The sequence below is a fragment of the Pseudomonas sp. NPDC089392 genome (assembly GCF_044749595.1).
In the GTDB taxonomy this organism is placed as follows: domain Bacteria; phylum Pseudomonadota; class Gammaproteobacteria; order Pseudomonadales; family Pseudomonadaceae; genus Aquipseudomonas.
Map to the genome: position 1 here is coordinate 86845 of NZ_JBIVIF010000023.1, position 15038 is coordinate 101882.

Below are 15038 nucleotides of genomic sequence, written 5' to 3' on the forward strand. Positions count from 1 at the left end.
CTTTACTGCGCGTCCCCCGGTTTGATCAGTCGGCGAACGTCGGTTTCTGTTTACTCATGTGCGCCGCCACGGCCACGCGCAGGTCTTCGGACTGCAGCATCGCGGCGTTCCAGGTGGCGATATAGTCCAGGCCATCGTCGATGCGATGGTCACGCATGTAGCTGAGCATTTCCTTGGTGCCGGCCACGGCAATTGGCGATTTTGCGGCAATCTCGCGGGCAATGGCAAAGACCCCGTCGAGCAGCGCGGCCTGATCATCATAGACCCGGTTGACCAGGCCGATGCGCAGCGCCTCGTCAGCCTCGACATTACGCCCGGTGAAGGCCAGCTCACGCATCATGCCGTCGCCAATGATACGTGGCAAACGTTGCAGTGTGCCGACATCGGCGGCCATGCCCATGTCGATTTCCTTGATCGAGAACTGCGCGTCGCGGCTGCAGTAGCGCATGTCGCAGGCCGAGATCAGGTCGATGGCGCCACCAATGCAGTAGCCCTGCACGGCAGCCAGAACCGGCTTGCGGCAGTTGTCCACGGCGTTGAACGAGGCCTGCAGGCGCTGGATGGTCTTGCGCAGGAAGCGCGCATTGCGGCCCACATCCTTGCCCATCTGCCCGGCCAGCGAAGCCAGCATCATCAGATCGATACCGGCGGAGAAATGCTTGCCGGCACCGCTGATCACCACCGCGCGCACGGCATCGGTGTCGTCGACCCACTGGAAGATGTCGATGATCTCCTCCCAGAAGGCCGCGTTCATCGCGTTGACCTTCTCCGGGCGGTTGATCTGAACGTGGGCGATGTTGTCGGTCAGTTCGACCTTGAACGCGCTGTACTCGGTCACGGGCGGCACTCCTGCGGGTGAAAGGTTCATAGCGCGGATGGTAACCCAGGCCGATGACCGCACTTGTGCCAAAAACGGGACTGCGCGCCTTGCCTAAGGCGCGCTGATCCGGCACCGTGCGCCATCGCCGAATTATAAGGATACATATTCATGTCACGCTCCCTGCCCGGCGCCCTCGCCCACGGTTTTCTGGGCCAGTCCCCGCAGTGGTACAAGGCGGTCATCTGCCTGTTCCTGGTGCTCAACCCGTTGCTGCTGGTAACCGTTGGCCCGGCTGCCGCGGGCTGGGCGCTGGTGATCGAGTTCATCTTCACCCTGGGCATGGCGCTGAAGTGCTACCCGCTGATGCCCGGCGGGCTGTTGCTTATCGAAGCCATGCTGTTGCAGATGACCACGCCACAGGCGCTGTACGAAGAGCTGCAACACAACTTCCCGGTAATCCTGCTGCTGATGTTCATGGTGGCCGGCATCCATTTCATGAAGGAACTGCTGCTGTTCCTGTTCTCGCGCATTTTGCTGGGCGTGCGCTCGAAAGCCATGCTGTCGCTGCTGTTCTGCGTGCTGTCGGCGTTCCTCTCGGCGTTTCTCGATGCGCTGACCGTGACGGCCGTGATCATCAGCGCGGCGGTCGGTTTCTACGCGGTGTACCACCGCGTCGCTTCCGGGGCCAACCCGCGCGAAGACAGCCCGCTGGACAGCGACCAGCAGATTGCACAACTGCACCGTGAAGACCTCGACCAGTTCCGCGCCTTCCTGCGTAGCCTGCTGATGCATGGTGCCGTGGGTACTGCACTGGGTGGTGTGTGCACGCTGGTGGGCGAGCCACAGAACCTGCTGATCGGCCACGAGATGGGCTGGCACTTCGCCGACTTCTTCTTCAAGGTGGCGCCCGTATCGTTGCCAGTGCTGGGGGCCGGCCTGCTGACCTGCGTGCTGCTGGAAAAGCTGCGCCTGTTCGGTTACGGCACGCTGATGCCCGAGCCGGTGCGCCAGGTGCTGGCGGCCTATGCCGCTGAGGACGATGCCGCGCGTACCGAGGCCCAGCGTATTGCGCTGTGGGTGCAAGGGTTGGCGGCGCTGATCCTGATTGTGTGCCTGGGGCTGCACGTGGCCGAGGTCGGCCTGATCGGCCTGATGGTGATTGTGCTGATCACTGCGTTTACCGGCATCACCGACGAGCACCGCCTGGGCCGTGCCTTCCAGGACGCCATGCCGTTCACCTCGTTGCTGGTGGTGTTTTTCGCCGTGGTCGCGGTAATTCACCAGCAACAGCTGTTCAGCCCGTTGATCGCCTGGGTGCTGACCCTGCCGGCCGAGCAACAGCCGGGCATGCTGTACCTGGCCAACGGCTTGCTGTCGGCAATCAGCGACAATGTGTTCGTTGCCACCATCTACATCACCGAGGTAAAGCAGGCGTTTCTCAATGGCGGCATGAGCCGTGAGCATTTCGAGATGCTGGCGGTGGCGATCAACACCGGCACCAACCTGCCCAGCGTGGCAACGCCGAATGGGCAGGCGGCGTTCCTGTTCCTGCTGACCTCGGCGATTGCGCCGTTGATCCGGTTGTCGTATGGGCGGATGGTGTGGATGGCGTTGCCCTATACCGTTGTGATGGGTGGGCTGGGGTGGTGGGCGGTGACCTACTGGTTGTGATGTTGGCCTGTGCCGACCTCTTCGCGGGTAAACCCGCTCCTACACAGGTATTGAACCGCTTTCGAATGCGGCGATACCTGCGTAGGACCGGGTTTACCCGCGAAGAGGCCGGTACAGGTTTACGCTGTCGATTCTGCCTTCTGCCATTCGACTATCCCATGCCCCCAGCCACCCCGGCTGCCACCAGGAGAGTCCCCATGCGCAAACTTATCGTAGCCGCCTTCATCAGCCTCGACGGTGTCATGCAGGCCCCCGGCGGCCCGCAGGAAGACACCAGCGGCGGCTTCACCTACGGCGGCTGGATAGTGCCCTACGCCGAGGAAGTGTTCGGCCAGGCCATGCAGGCGCTGTTCAGCCAACCCTTCGAGCTGCTGCTTGGCCGGCGTACCTACGACATCTTTGCCGGCTATTGGCCAAAGATAAAAGACAGCTCGGAAGACTTCTCCATCGCCAACCTGTTCAACAGCGTGCCCAAGCACGTGGCTACCCATACCCCCGCTACCCTCGACTGGCACAACAGCCATGCCCTGGGCGCGGATGTAGCTGCGGCAGTGCGCACACTTAAACAGCAGGCCGGCGCCAGCCTGCTGACCCAGGGCAGCGCCGAACTGGTGCAGCAACTGCTGGCGGCAGACCTGGTCGATGAACTGCAACTGCTGATCCACCCACTGCTGCTCGGCCCCGGCAAACGCCTGTTCGGCAACGATGCGGCAGCGGCGGCCTTCACCCTGCAACACTCGCAGGTTTCGCCAAAGGGCGTGGTCATCACCCGTTACGTGCGCGCAGGCCAGGTGCAGACCGGTTCGTTCGATGCGGTGTAATTGCGTACAACTTTGGTTCTTCACGGGAAACTGGGGAGGAGTGGCTGCGATTTGGCCGTCGGGGGATGGGATGAGGGCTTTTAGGTGCATGGTTTGGGATTTGGGGTGATGCACAGATCGAGCGCCGCCCGCGCGGCGCTTCGCAGCACAAGGCTGCTCCTACATCTGTTTCGGGCCAGTATCGCCTGTGCCAGAGCGCGCGACCGCCCTGTTTGTCCGCCGCGATATCGAGGTGAACACCAAGGGGCCGCGCGTCTATGCCTCAGGAATAACTGGCCCGAAACAGATGTAGGAGCAGCCTTGTGCTGCGAAGCGCCGCGCGGGCGGCGCTCGATCTCAAAGCCGATAAAAATGTTGTGCCAAGCACCTCTCAGCCGAAATGCTTTATCAGAGCAGGCAAAAAAACTTTTGCCCCGCGCCGGCATCGAAACACAGGTAAGCCCCCATCCGTATCAAGGAGGTTCGCCATGGCGCTACGCACCACGCTGTTATTGTCCTGCATGACCCTGGCCCTGCTCGGCTGCGCCGGCAACGATCACCCGGCGCCGCCGCGCACCCAGCAGGTGGACCTGCAACGCTACCAGGGCACCTGGTACGAACTGGCGCGGCTGCCGATGTTCTTCCAGCGCAACTGCGAACAGTCCGAGGCGCACTATGGCCTGCGCACCGACGGCCGGATCGACGTAACCAACCGCTGCAAGGAGAAGGACGGCCAGTGGAATGAGGCCAAGGGTATCGCCGAGCCCCAGCAAGCGGGCAGCACCGACAAGCTGTGGGTGCGCTTCGACAACTGGTTCAGCCGCCTCGCGCCCGGCCTGACCAAGGGCGAGTACTGGGTGCTGTACCACGACAAGGACTACCGCGTGGCCTTGGTCGGCCACCCCAACCGCGAGTACCTGTGGTTGCTTTCGCGCACGCCTGCAGTCACCGACCAGCAGCGCGAGCAACTGCTCACCATCGCCCGCGAACAAGGCTATGACACCAGCAAGCTGATCTGGCGGCAGGACGAGTAGCGAGCCATCGACTCCATGCGGCAATCCGGCTAAGGTGTGCGCCCTTTTATCGCCTCGAAGGAACGAGCCGTTGACTACCCAGCCGCCATTGGCACCCCGCATCCGGTTTCTCGCACTGTGCGTGTTCCATCACCAGGGCAAGATTCTGGTCAATGTATTCGAAGACCCGGCCAGCGGTCAGACACTGTGCCGCCCATTGGGTGGCGGCATCGAGTTCGGTGAGTTGGGCCGCGATGCCATCGCCCGGGAAGTCCATGAAGAACTGGGCCAGCCGATCAGCGATGTGCGCCTGCTCGGCACCCTGGAAAGCCTGTTCACCTATGCCGGCAAGCCAGGGCATGAGATTGTGCAGGTGTACGATGCACGCTTCGATGATGCCAGCCTGTACCAGCAAGATTGGCTGGACGGCCATGAGTCCGACGGCAGCCCGTTCCGCGCCCGCTGGTGCGACAACGCCGATTTTTCGCGTATTGGCCCGCTGGTGCCACAAGGGCTGCAGGCGTTGCTGCGCGACCTGGCACTGATAGGCTGAAACAAGGAGCCTGAACATGGACCTGCTGTTCCTCGGCACCTCCGCCGGGGTGCCGACCAAGGCACGCAATGTCAGCGCCACCGCGGTGATCGAGGCCAGCGGTAGCCACTGGTACCTGGTCGACTGCGGCGAAGGCACCCAGCACCAGTTGCTGCACACGCCGCTGTCGATCCGCGACCTGCAGGCGATCTTCATTACTCACGTGCATGGCGACCATTGCTTCGGCCTGCCCGGATTGCTGGCCAGCGCCAGCATGAGCGGGCGCACCCAGCCGCTGGACATCGTCTTGCCCGCTGCACTGCACGACTGGGTACGCCAGGGCCTGGTGGCCAGCGACACCTTCCTGTCGTTCGAGCTGCGCCTGCTGGCCTTGGAAGGCCTGAGCGAGTGGCACAATCAGAGCCAGCAGGTGACCGCCGTGCAGCTGTCGCACCGGGTGCCGAGCGTGGGTTTCGTGTTCACCGAACGCAACCCCGAACCACGCCTGGACATCCTGCGCCTGGAGGCTGAAGGCATACCCCGTGGCCCGCTGTGGGGCGACCTGGCCAAGGGCCTGGCGGTGCAGCATGGCGAGCAGGTGCTGAACGGCAACGACTACCTGCGCCCCTCGCGCCCACCACGGCGGGTGATCGTGTGCGGGGACAACGACAACCCCGAACTGTTGGCTGACGCCGCCAAAGGCGCGGATGTGCTGGTACACGAAGCCACCTTCACCCAGGCGGTGGTCGAGCGCACCGGGGTTACCTTCGGCCACAGCACCGCGGCTGCGGTGGCACGCTTTGCCGAAGCTGCAGGTGTGCGCAACCTGGTACTGACGCACTTCAGTGCCCGCTACCAGAACGACCCGAAACGCAGCCCGAGCATCGACGATGTGCGTGCCGAGGCGCTGGCCCACTATAACGGGCGGCTGGTTCTGGCGCAGGACCTGCAGCGCTACCACATCGGCCGTGATGGCTGTCTGGAGCCGGCGGGATGAATTGTGGAGCTTCGCGGGTGCTTGCCACTACATTTTCATCGCCTGTGGAATCGAGCGCCGCCCGCGCGGCGCTTCGCGGCACAAGGCCGCTCCCACTGTCTGTTTCGGGCCAGTTATTTCTGTGCCAGGTGGGTTGCAGCCCTGGTGCATGGCTGGAAATTGATGAAGAACAACTGCGTTCCCTTCGATATCCAATGGAACAAACAAGGCGGACAGCGGTGACTTCACAGAAGTGACTGGCCCGAAACAGACAGTGGGAGCGGCCTTGTGCCGCGAAGCGCCGCGCGGGCGGCGCTCGATTTCACAGGCAATGAAGATGTTGTGGCGAACACATGCGAAGCCCTTCACAACCCGCCGTTCCACTATGCCGCCAGACGCCCGCTGGCAATCGCCTCCGACGCCGCCAGCATCGCCCGCAGCAACACCGCACAACCCGCCGCCAGATCGTCAGGCGTAGCGTTCTCGATCTCGTTGTGGCTGATGCCGTTTTCGCACGGCACGAAAATCATCCCCGCTGGCCCCAGTTCGGCCAGGAAGATTGCGTCATGCCCGGCGCCGCTGACGATGTCCATGTGCGGCAAGCCCAGCGCCTTGGCCGACTCGCGCACGGCATCCACACAGTCTTTATCGAAGTAAAGCGCCGGGAAGTCGGCCGTAGGCACCAACTCGTGGCTCAAACCATGCTTGGCACAGGTCGCCTCGATTACTCCCCGCACTTCGGCAATCATCGCATCTAGTTGCTCGCCTTGCAGGTGACGGAAGTCCAGGGTCATGCGCACTTCGCCCGGGATCACATTACGCGAGCCTGGGTACGCCTGCAGGCAACCCACCGTGCCACAAGCATGCGGCTGGTGGCCAAGGGCAGTACGGTTGACCGCCTCCACCACGGCCGCCGCGCCGACCAAGGCGTCCTTGCGCAGGTGCATGGGCGTAGGGCCGGCATGGGCTTCGACACCGCGCAGGGTAAGGTCGAACCACTTCTGGCCCAGGGCACCCAGCACCACGCCGATGGTCTTGGCTTGGTCTTCGAGAATCGGCCCCTGTTCGATATGCGCTTCGAAATACGCCCCCACCGGGTGCCCCAGCACCGCGCGTGGGCCGGCGTAGCCGATGGCGTTCAAGGCTTCGCCAACGCTGACACCTTGGGCATCGCGTTTGGCCAAAGTCTCCTCCAGGGTGAACTTGCCGGCGAACACCCCCGAACCCATCATGCACGGGGCAAAGCGCGAGCCTTCTTCGTTGGTCCACACCACCACTTCCAGCGGCGCTTCGGTTTCCACGCCCAGGTCGTTGAGGGTGCGGATTACCTCCAGCCCGGCCATCACACCGAAGCAGCCATCGAACTTGCCGCCGGTGGGTTGGGTGTCGATATGGCTGCCGGTCATCACCGGGGGCAGCTTGGGGTTACGCCCCGGGCGACGGGCGAAGATATTGCCGACGGCGTCGATGCTGACCGTGCAACCGGCAGCCTCGCACCATTGGACGAACAGGTCGCGGGCCTGGCGATCGAGGTCGGTCAGGGCCAGGCGGCACACGCCGCCCTTGGCGGTGGCGCCGAGGTGGGCGAGGTCCATCAGGGATTGCCACAGGCGGGTGCTGTTGATGTGGTGGGCGGTGGTCTTCAGGATCTCTTTGACTGGGGTCATGGGTTTTTCCTTCAGGCTTTTTTGTTGTCTGTGCTGGCCTCTTCGCGGGTAAACCCGCTCCTACAAAGGCCAGCGCAGCCCGCGATCTTTGTAGGAGCGGGTTCACCCGCGAAGAAGCCAGCGCGGTCTCAAGGCAAGGGCTTGGCCACCCGCGCCGGACTACGCGCGACCACGCCGGCGAAGAGGTAATACAGCCCCCCACCCAGCAGCGAGCCGGTAAACCAGCCGTAGTCGTAGAACCAGCTGAAACTGCTGTTACCAATGGCCATCACCGTCAGCGCCACCGGCAACGCAAAAGCGGCGAAGCCAGCCCAGTTCCACGCCGGGTACACGTCGTCGCGGTACAGCCCGGCCAGGTCCAGCTTCTGCCGGCGGATCAGGAAGTAGTCCACCACCATGATCCCGGCAATCGGCCCGAGCAGGCTGGAATAGCCCAGCAACCAGTTGGAGTACACGCTCTCCAGGCTCAGGTCGGAGACGATCCAACCCAGCTTCTTCAGCAACTCATGGCCCATCAGCGCCAGGCCGATGAAGCCGGTCAGCCATACCGCCCGGCTGCGCCCGATCAACCGTGGGGCGATGTTCTGGAAGTCGTTGGTGGGTGACACGATATTCGCCGCAGTGTTGGTCGACAGCGTGGCGATCACGATCAGCGCCATGGCCAGGGCCACCCAGAACGGGCTGTGGATCTTGCCGATCAGGCTGACCGGGTCGGAAACGGTCTCGCCTACCAGCGACGCCGAGGCGGCAGTCAGTACCACCCCCAGCGCGGCGAACAGGAACATGGTCAGCGGCAGGCCGAAGATCTGTCCGAGAATCTGGTCCTTCTGGCTGCGGGCATAGCGGCTGAAGTCGGGAATGTTCAGCGACAGCGTGGCCCAGAAGCCGACCATGGCGGTAAGCCCGGCGCAGAAGTAGCTGACCACGCTCGCCCCTTCCGGGCGCTTGGGTGGCTGGGCCAGCAGTTCGGTCATCGACATGTGCGGCAAGGCCCAGAACAGCAGGCCCACACCCACCGCCACCAGCAGCGGTGCCGACAGCGTTTCCAGCCACTTGATCGATTCGGCGCCGCGCAGCACCACCCACAGGTTCAGGCACCAGAAGATCATGAAGCCGATCACCTCGCCGGTACCGCCCAGGGCCTTCCAGCCGTCGAACACCGAGCCAAGGAACAGGTGAATGGCCAGCCCGCCGAACATGGTCTGGATACCGAACCAGCCACAGGCCACCACCGCGCGGATCAGGCACGGCACGTTGGAGCCGAGAATGCCGAACGACGAACGCAGCAGCACCGGAAACGGGATGCCGTACTTGGTGCCCGGAAAGGCGTTGAGGGTGAGCGGGATGAGCACGATCAGGTTGGCCAGCAGAATCGCCAGCAAGGCCTCGCCCACGCTGAGGCCGAAGTAGGCGGTGAGCACGCCGCCGAGGGTGTAGGTGGGCACGCAGATGGACATGCCTACCCACAGGGCGGTGATGTGCCATTTGTTCCAGGTGCGCTGGTGCACCTTGGTCGGTGCGATGTCGTGGTTGTAGCGCGGGCTGTCGAGAACATCACTGCCCTCGGACAGCTCGAACAGGCCATCCTTCTCGACCACTTCCGATCTGCTCTGTTGCATGGGCCCTTCTCCAGATTTTCTTGTAGTTGTTTGCTCATCGGGCTAATTCGATGGCCGGAGTACACACGCATATTGTGCTTAGAAATCTCGACCAGATTTTCATCTTGTCAAGTTAGTCAAAATTTCTGAAAGACCCGTAGTCAGCACAACTGAACAAAATAATCTTTTAAATTCAATAATTTAAAAACCAAAATATTTATAAGAAAACTTCCTTGCTGAATTACGGATCAGCATCTAGCCTCCAATCTTGTCAGGCCTGACAGGATTAACCGCCCTGCCCGCCCGGCACCCAGACAATTCCAAGAACCGGCCCAGACCGGTCAGCCTGCGAGGAAAACGGCATGTCCCTGTTGATCCGTGGCGCCACCGTGGTTACCCACGAAGAGAGTTACCCCGCCGATGTCCTGTGTGCCGATGGCCTGATTCGCGCCATTGGGCAAAACCTCGAACCGCCTACCGACTGCGAGATCCTAGACGGCAGCGGCCAGTACCTGATGCCCGGCGGCATCGACCCGCACACCCACATGCAGTTGCCGTTCATGGGCACCGTGGCCAGCGAAGACTTCTTTAGCGGCACCGCGGCAGGCCTGGCCGGTGGCACCACCTCGATCATCGACTTTGTCATCCCCAACCCGCAGCAGTCGTTGCTGGAGGCCTTCCATACCTGGCGTGGCTGGGCGCAGAAAAGCGCCAGCGATTATGGTTTCCACGTCGCCATCACCTGGTGGAGCGAGCAGGTGGCCGAAGAGATGGGCGAACTGGTAGCCAAGCATGGGGTGAACAGCTTCAAGCACTTCATGGCCTACAAGAACGCGATCATGGCCGCCGACGACACCCTGGTGGCCAGCTTCGAGCGCTGCCTGCAACTGGGTGCGGTGCCCACCGTGCATGCCGAGAATGGCGAGTTGGTGTACCACCTGCAGAAAAAACTGCTGGCCCAAGGGTTGACCGGGCCAGAGGCGCATCCGCTTTCGCGCCCTTCCCAAGTAGAAGGTGAAGCGGCCAGCCGCGCTATCCGCATCGCCGAAACGATTGGTACGCCGCTGTATGTGGTGCACATTTCCAGCCGTGAAGCACTGGACGAAATCACCTACGCCCGGGCTAAGGGCCAGCCGGTATACGGCGAGGTACTGCCTGGCCACCTGTTGCTGGACGACAGCGTCTACCGTGACCCCGACTGGGCCACCGCCGCCGGCTATGTGATGAGCCCACCGTTCCGCCCGCGCGAACACCAGGAAGCGCTGTGGCGCGGCTTGCAGTCGGGCAACCTGCACACCACCGCTACCGACCACTGCTGCTTCTGCGCCGAGCAGAAAGCCATGGGCCGCGACGACTTCAGCCGCATCCCCAACGGCACCGCCGGCATCGAAGACCGCATGGCGGTGCTGTGGGATGCCGGGGTCAACAGCGGGCGCCTGTCGATGCATGAGTTCGTTGCACTGACGTCGACCAACACCGCGAAGATCTTCAACTTGTTCCCGCGCAAGGGTGCCATCCGCGTTGGCGCCGATGCCGACCTGGTGCTGTGGGACCCGCAAGGCACCCGCACCATCTCGGCCCAGACCCACCACCAGCGGGTGGACTTCAACATTTTCGAAGGCCGCACCGTGCGCGGCATCCCCAGCCACACCATCAGCCAGGGCAAGGTGCTCTGGGCCGATGGCGACCTGCGCGCCGAGGCGGGCGCGGGGCGCTATGTGGAGCGGCCGGCGTATCCGTCGGTGTATGAGGTGCTGGGGCGGCGGGCCGACCTGCAGCGGCCGACGCCGGTTCAGCGCTGAGGCCATTGGGGCTGCTGCGCAGCCCTTTCGCGACACAAGGCCGCTCCTACAGGAGTACGCGGTCCCTTGTAGGAGCGGCCTTGTGTCGCGATGGGCCGCACAGCGGCCCCCACCCTCGCAACACCTGTCGCCTGCACCATAAAAAATAGAGAGGCTACAACCGTGATCGACGCCCTGAACCACTTGCCGCGCCCCCGGGCCGGCGCCGACCAGTTGGCCGAGCGCTTCAGCGACCTGGCCCCACCCCTCACCGCCCGCCAGGCTGCCGTGGAAAGCGCGCGCTGCCTGTATTGCTACGACGCCCCCTGCGTCAACGCGTGCCCCAGCGAAATTGACATCCCTTCCTTCATCCACCGCATCAGCGACGAAAACCTGCAAGGCGCCGCCGAACGTATTCTCTCGGCCAACATTCTCGGCGGCAGCTGCGCCCGCGTCTGCCCCACCGAAATCCTTTGCCAGCAAGCCTGCGTGCGCAACAATGCCCAGGAATGTGCACCGGTACTGATCGGCCAGTTGCAACGCTATGCCCTGGACAACGCCCAGTTCAGCGAGCACCCGTTCAAGCGCTCCCCCGCTACCGGTAAACGCATTGCCGTGGTCGGCGCCGGCCCTGCCGGGCTGTCTTGCGCACACCGCCTGGCCATGCACGGCCATGATGTGGTGGTGTTCGAAGCCTGCGACAAGGCCGGCGGCCTCAACGAGTACGGCATCGCCCGCTACAAGCTGGTGGACGACTATGCCCAGCGTGAGGTGGAGTTTTTACTCGGCATCGGCGGCATCGAGATTCGCCATGGTCAGCGCCTGGGCAGCAACCTCAGCCTGGGCGAGCTGCGCGACCAGTACGACGCGGTGTTCCTCGGCCTCGGCCTGAATGCAGTGCGCCAACTCGGCCTGGCCGATGAAGAAGCCCCCGGCCTGCTCGCCGCCACTGAATATATCCGCGAACTGCGCCAGGCCGATGACCTGAGCCAGCTGCCGCTGGCCGACCGCTGCCTGGTGATCGGCGCCGGCAACACCGCCATCGACATGGCCGTGCAGATGAGCCGCCTGGGGGCCCGCGACGTCAATTTGGTATACCGCCGTGGCCACGCCGACATGGGCGCCACCGGCCACGAGCAGGACATCGCCAAGGCCAACCAGGTCCGCCTGCACACCTGGGCGCGCCCCGATGCCGTGCTGCTGGACGACACCGGCAAGGTGCGTGGCATGCGCTTTGCCCGCACCGAACTGGCGGACGGCCGCCTGCGCGACACCGGCGAAACCTTCGAGCTGGCCGCCGATGCCATCTTCAAGGCCATCGGCCAGCGCTTCGACGGCGCCAGCCTTGGTGACCCGGTGGCCGCGCAACTGGCCCGCGAAGGTGAACGCATTCGCGTCGACGAAACCCTGCAGACCAGCCTGCCGGGCGTGTACGCCGGTGGCGACTGCACCGCGCTGGGCCAGGACCTCACTGTCCAGGCTGTGCAACACGGCAAGCTGGCCGCCGAAGCCATCCATGCCCAACTCATGCTCAACGTGGAGGCAGCATAAATGGCCGACTTGTCTATTGTGTTCGCCGGCATCAAGGCACCCAACCCGTTCTGGCTGGCTTCCGCGCCGCCAACCGACAAGGCCTACAACGTGGTCCGCGCCTTCGAGGCTGGCTGGGGCGGCGTGGTCTGGAAAACCCTGGGCGAAGACCCGGCAGCGGTCAACGTGTCGTCGCGCTATTCGGCGCACTATGGCCCCAACCGCCAGGTGCAGGGCATCAACAACATCGAACTGATCACCGACCGTTCGCTGGAAATCAACCTGCGTGAAATTACCCAGGTGAAGAAGGACTGGCCCGACCGTGCGCTGATCGTGTCGCTGATGGTGCCATGTGAAGAAGAATCCTGGAAGTTCATCCTGCCACTGGTGGAGGCCACCGGTGCCGATGGCATCGAGCTGAACTTCGGTTGCCCGCACGGCATGCCGGAGCGCGGCATGGGCGCTGCGGTGGGCCAGGTGCCGGAATACGTGGAGATGGTCACCCGCTGGTGCAAGACGTACTGCTCGCTACCGGTGATCGTCAAGCTTACGCCGAACATCACCGACATCCGCCAGTCAGCCCGCGCCGCGCACCGAGGCGGGGCCGATGCGGTGTCGCTGATCAACACCATCAACTCCATCACCAGCGTCGACCTCGACCGCATGGTGGCCCACCCCATCGTCGGCGACCAGAGCACCCATGGCGGTTACTGCGGTTCGGCGGTGAAGCCGATTGCGCTGAACATGGTGGCGGAAATTGCCCGCGACCCGGAAACCCGCGGCTTGCCGATTTGTGGCATTGGCGGCATTGGCAACTGGCGTGATGCGGCGGAGTTCATGGCCCTGGGCAGTGGCGCCGTGCAGGTGTGCACGGCGGCGATGCTGCATGGGTTCCGCATTGTCGAGGACATGAAGGACGGCCTGGCGCGCTGGATGGACCAGCACGGCCACCGCAACATCGAAGCGTTCCGTGGCCAGGCGGTGGGGCACACCACCGACTGGAAGTACCTGGACATGAACTACAAATCGGTGGCGCACATCGACCAGGCGGCGTGCATTGGCTGCGGGCGCTGCCACATTGCCTGCGAGGATACCTCGCACCAGGCCATTGCCAGCACGCTGAAGGCTGACGGCACGCATGCCTACAGCGTAATCGAGGAGGAATGCGTGGGCTGCAACCTGTGCCAGATAACCTGCCCGGTGGAGAACTGCATCGACATGGAGGCGCAGGACACCGGCAAGCCTTATTTGAACTGGACGCAAGACCCGCGCAACCCCTATCGCGAGGCCAGTTGAGGTAGATTGGGGCTGCTGCGCAGCCCTTCGCGGGTGAACCCGCTCCTACAAGGGCAACGATAAACCTATAGGAGCGGGTTTACCCGCGAAGGGCCGCACAGCGGCCCCATTCGCTCAGGCAACCGCCGATTCAAGGCTCCAGCCCAATCCCCCGCAAGATCACGCTGGTCACCGTCTGCACTGCACTTTCAAAGGCCATGTCCGACAGCGCCTCACCGCCATTGAGCAGTTCCACCTGGTAACCAAAGTCGGCATAGTGCTGGGTCGAAGCCCAGATCATGTACAGCAGCGCCGACGGTTCCACCGGCAGGATGCGCCCTTCCTCCACCCAGCGGCGGATCTTGGCTTCCTTCAGTTTGGCCCAGGGCACCAGGCTTTCGTCCAGGTTCACCCCCAGCACCGGCGCCCCGTGCAGCATCTCTTCGGCCCAGATCTTCGAGCCCAACGGCCGTGAGCGCGAATGGCCCATTTTCGCCCGGATGTAACTGGTCAGCACCACACGCGGGTCGTCGAAATTCTCGAAGCACAGCGCGTCCTGCTTCCATACATCCAGCAGGTCCTGCAGCACTGCGCGGAACAGCTCGTCCTTGGTGCTGAAGTAGTAATGCAGGTTGGAACGCGGCAACTCGGCCTGCTCGGCAATATCGCCCATGGAGGTGGCGCCGAAGCCCTTCTCGGCGAACATCTTTTCCGCCGCCTGCAGAATCTTCTCGATATTGCGTCGGCGGATTTCGATCTTGTGGTTGGCCATCAGGCTTGGGCCGTCCACACCGCCAGTTCATAGCCGTCCGGGTCGATGAAATGGAAGCGCCGCCCGCCAGGGAAGGCAAAGGTCGCCCGGCTGATCTTCATCCCCGCCGCCTCGACCCGTTGCTGCGTGGCTTCCAGGTCATCGGCGTACAGGATCACCAGCGGCCCGCCCGGGCGCACCGGCTCACCTGTGGTAAAGTCGCCGGTCAGGCGACCATCGCTGAACTCGGCGTAGGTCGGCCCGTAGTCGGTGAAGGCCCAGCCGAACACACTGCCATAGAAGGCCTTGCTGCGTGCGATGTCACTGACATTGAACTCGATGTTGTCGATCTGCCGATCCGTACCGCGAATACCCATGTGTGCTCCGTGCCGAATGGTGTTTGGCCTAGTCTACTCCGCTTGTTCGAAGCTGGTGCAATCCCTGTAGGAGCGGCCTTGTGTCGCGATCGGGCCGCGGAGCGGACCCAAATTTTCAGCTTCGCCGCTGAACTCGCTGGGGCCGCTCCGCGGCCCGATCGCGACACAAGGCCGCTCCTACACAGGCTGTGTGAAAACCTGAAATTTTGAGCCAGCTCCTGCAAAATGCCCCGCATCAACGATGCGG

13 protein-coding genes are annotated in these 15038 nt (G+C 63.4%); 8 read left to right on the plus strand and 5 right to left on the minus strand.

Annotation, left to right across the window (positions count from 1 at the left end; all coding sequences use genetic code 11):
* Positions 1-25: 25 nt before the first annotated feature.
* Positions 26-838, minus strand: coding sequence for a crotonase/enoyl-CoA hydratase family protein (locus ACIP1G_RS19430; RefSeq protein ID WP_400740007.1), 813 nt, complete (start codon positions 836-838; stop codon positions 26-28).
* A 150-nt stretch (positions 839-988) separates the two neighbouring features.
* On the opposite strand from ACIP1G_RS19430, the gene nhaB reads away from it, so the two are divergent.
* The 5 genes from nhaB (at position 989) to ACIP1G_RS19455 (ending at position 5833) form a co-directional block, all read left to right on the plus strand.
* Positions 989-2491, plus strand: a complete 1503-nt coding sequence (gene nhaB, locus ACIP1G_RS19435; protein ID WP_400740010.1) for a sodium/proton antiporter NhaB — start codon at positions 989-991, stop codon at positions 2489-2491.
* A gap of 197 nt (positions 2492-2688) precedes the next feature.
* Positions 2689-3312 (plus strand): dihydrofolate reductase family protein, encoded by a 624-nt coding sequence (locus ACIP1G_RS19440; RefSeq protein WP_400740012.1) that lies wholly within the window; start codon positions 2689-2691, stop codon positions 3310-3312.
* 467 nt (positions 3313-3779) lie between these two features.
* Positions 3780-4325 (plus strand): lipocalin family protein, encoded by a 546-nt coding sequence (locus ACIP1G_RS19445; protein WP_400740015.1) that lies wholly within the window; start codon positions 3780-3782, stop codon positions 4323-4325.
* A 70-nt stretch (positions 4326-4395) separates the two neighbouring features.
* The gene (locus ACIP1G_RS19450; RefSeq protein WP_400740018.1) at positions 4396-4857 is read left to right on the plus strand and encodes an NUDIX hydrolase; all 462 of its coding nucleotides are present in this window, start codon (positions 4396-4398) and stop codon (positions 4855-4857) included.
* A gap of 16 nt (positions 4858-4873) precedes the next feature.
* Positions 4874-5833, plus strand: coding sequence for a ribonuclease Z (locus ACIP1G_RS19455; RefSeq protein ID WP_400740021.1), 960 nt, complete (start codon positions 4874-4876; stop codon positions 5831-5833).
* Positions 5834-6195: 362 nt separating this feature from the next.
* Here the strand turns inward: ACIP1G_RS19455 and ACIP1G_RS19460 are convergent, their stop codons facing one another.
* Positions 6196-7479, minus strand: coding sequence for a Zn-dependent hydrolase (locus tag ACIP1G_RS19460; protein WP_400740024.1), 1284 nt, complete (start codon positions 7477-7479; stop codon positions 6196-6198).
* A 128-nt stretch (positions 7480-7607) separates the two neighbouring features.
* Complete coding sequence (locus ACIP1G_RS19465; RefSeq protein ID WP_400740026.1) at positions 7608-9098, minus strand: NCS1 family nucleobase:cation symporter-1; 1491 nt, start codon at positions 9096-9098, stop codon at positions 7608-7610.
* 341 nt (positions 9099-9439) lie between these two features.
* On the opposite strand from ACIP1G_RS19465, the gene hydA reads away from it, so the two are divergent.
* The 3 genes from hydA to preA all read left to right on the plus strand — a co-directional run bounded on the left by hydA (position 9440) and on the right by preA (position 13684).
* Positions 9440-10879: a dihydropyrimidinase gene (gene hydA, locus ACIP1G_RS19470; RefSeq protein ID WP_400740027.1), complete on the plus strand. Its 1440-nt coding sequence runs from the start codon at positions 9440-9442 to the stop codon at positions 10877-10879.
* Between the two features lie 162 nt (positions 10880-11041).
* Entirely contained in the window at positions 11042-12409 is a 1368-nt protein-coding gene (locus tag ACIP1G_RS19475; RefSeq protein ID WP_400740030.1) for an NAD(P)-dependent oxidoreductase, read from the plus strand.
* Positions 12410-13684, plus strand: coding sequence for an NAD-dependent dihydropyrimidine dehydrogenase subunit PreA (gene preA, locus ACIP1G_RS19480; protein ID WP_400740033.1), 1275 nt, complete (start codon positions 12410-12412; stop codon positions 13682-13684). It begins immediately after the preceding gene.
* A gap of 130 nt (positions 13685-13814) precedes the next feature.
* On the opposite strand, the gene ACIP1G_RS19485 is transcribed toward preA, so the two are convergent.
* Complete coding sequence (locus tag ACIP1G_RS19485; protein WP_400740047.1) at positions 13815-14435, minus strand: TetR/AcrR family transcriptional regulator; 621 nt, start codon at positions 14433-14435, stop codon at positions 13815-13817.
* A complete protein-coding gene (locus ACIP1G_RS19490) occupies positions 14435-14791 on the minus strand; it encodes a VOC family protein (protein ID WP_400740036.1) in 357 nt (118 codons plus the stop codon). The genes ACIP1G_RS19485 and ACIP1G_RS19490 overlap by 1 nt, the downstream gene beginning before the upstream one ends.
* Between the last annotated feature and the right edge of the window lie 247 nt (positions 14792-15038).

Excerpts from the sequence above, each read along its gene's own strand:
- nhaB (WP_400740010.1), top strand. The coding sequence starts at position 989 with ATGTCACGCTCCCTGCCCGGCGCCCTCGCCCACGGTTTTCTGGGCCAG.
- ACIP1G_RS19440 (WP_400740012.1), top strand. The coding sequence starts at position 2,689 with ATGCGCAAACTTATCGTAGCCGCCTTCATCAGCCTCGACGGTGTCATG.
- ACIP1G_RS19445 (WP_400740015.1), top strand. The coding sequence starts at position 3,780 with ATGGCGCTACGCACCACGCTGTTATTGTCCTGCATGACCCTGGCCCTG.
- ACIP1G_RS19455 (WP_400740021.1), top strand. The coding sequence starts at position 4,874 with ATGGACCTGCTGTTCCTCGGCACCTCCGCCGGGGTGCCGACCAAGGCA.
- ACIP1G_RS19460 (WP_400740024.1), bottom strand. The coding sequence starts at position 7,479 with ATGACCCCAGTCAAAGAGATCCTGAAGACCACCGCCCACCACATCAAC.
- ACIP1G_RS19465 (WP_400740026.1), bottom strand. The coding sequence starts at position 9,098 with ATGCAACAGAGCAGATCGGAAGTGGTCGAGAAGGATGGCCTGTTCGAG.
- hydA (WP_400740027.1), top strand. The coding sequence starts at position 9,440 with ATGTCCCTGTTGATCCGTGGCGCCACCGTGGTTACCCACGAAGAGAGT.
- preA (WP_400740033.1), top strand. The coding sequence starts at position 12,410 with ATGGCCGACTTGTCTATTGTGTTCGCCGGCATCAAGGCACCCAACCCG.
- ACIP1G_RS19485 (WP_400740047.1), bottom strand. The coding sequence starts at position 14,435 with ATGGCCAACCACAAGATCGAAATCCGCCGACGCAATATCGAGAAGATT.
- ACIP1G_RS19490 (WP_400740036.1), bottom strand. The coding sequence starts at position 14,791 with ATGGGTATTCGCGGTACGGATCGGCAGATCGACAACATCGAGTTCAAT.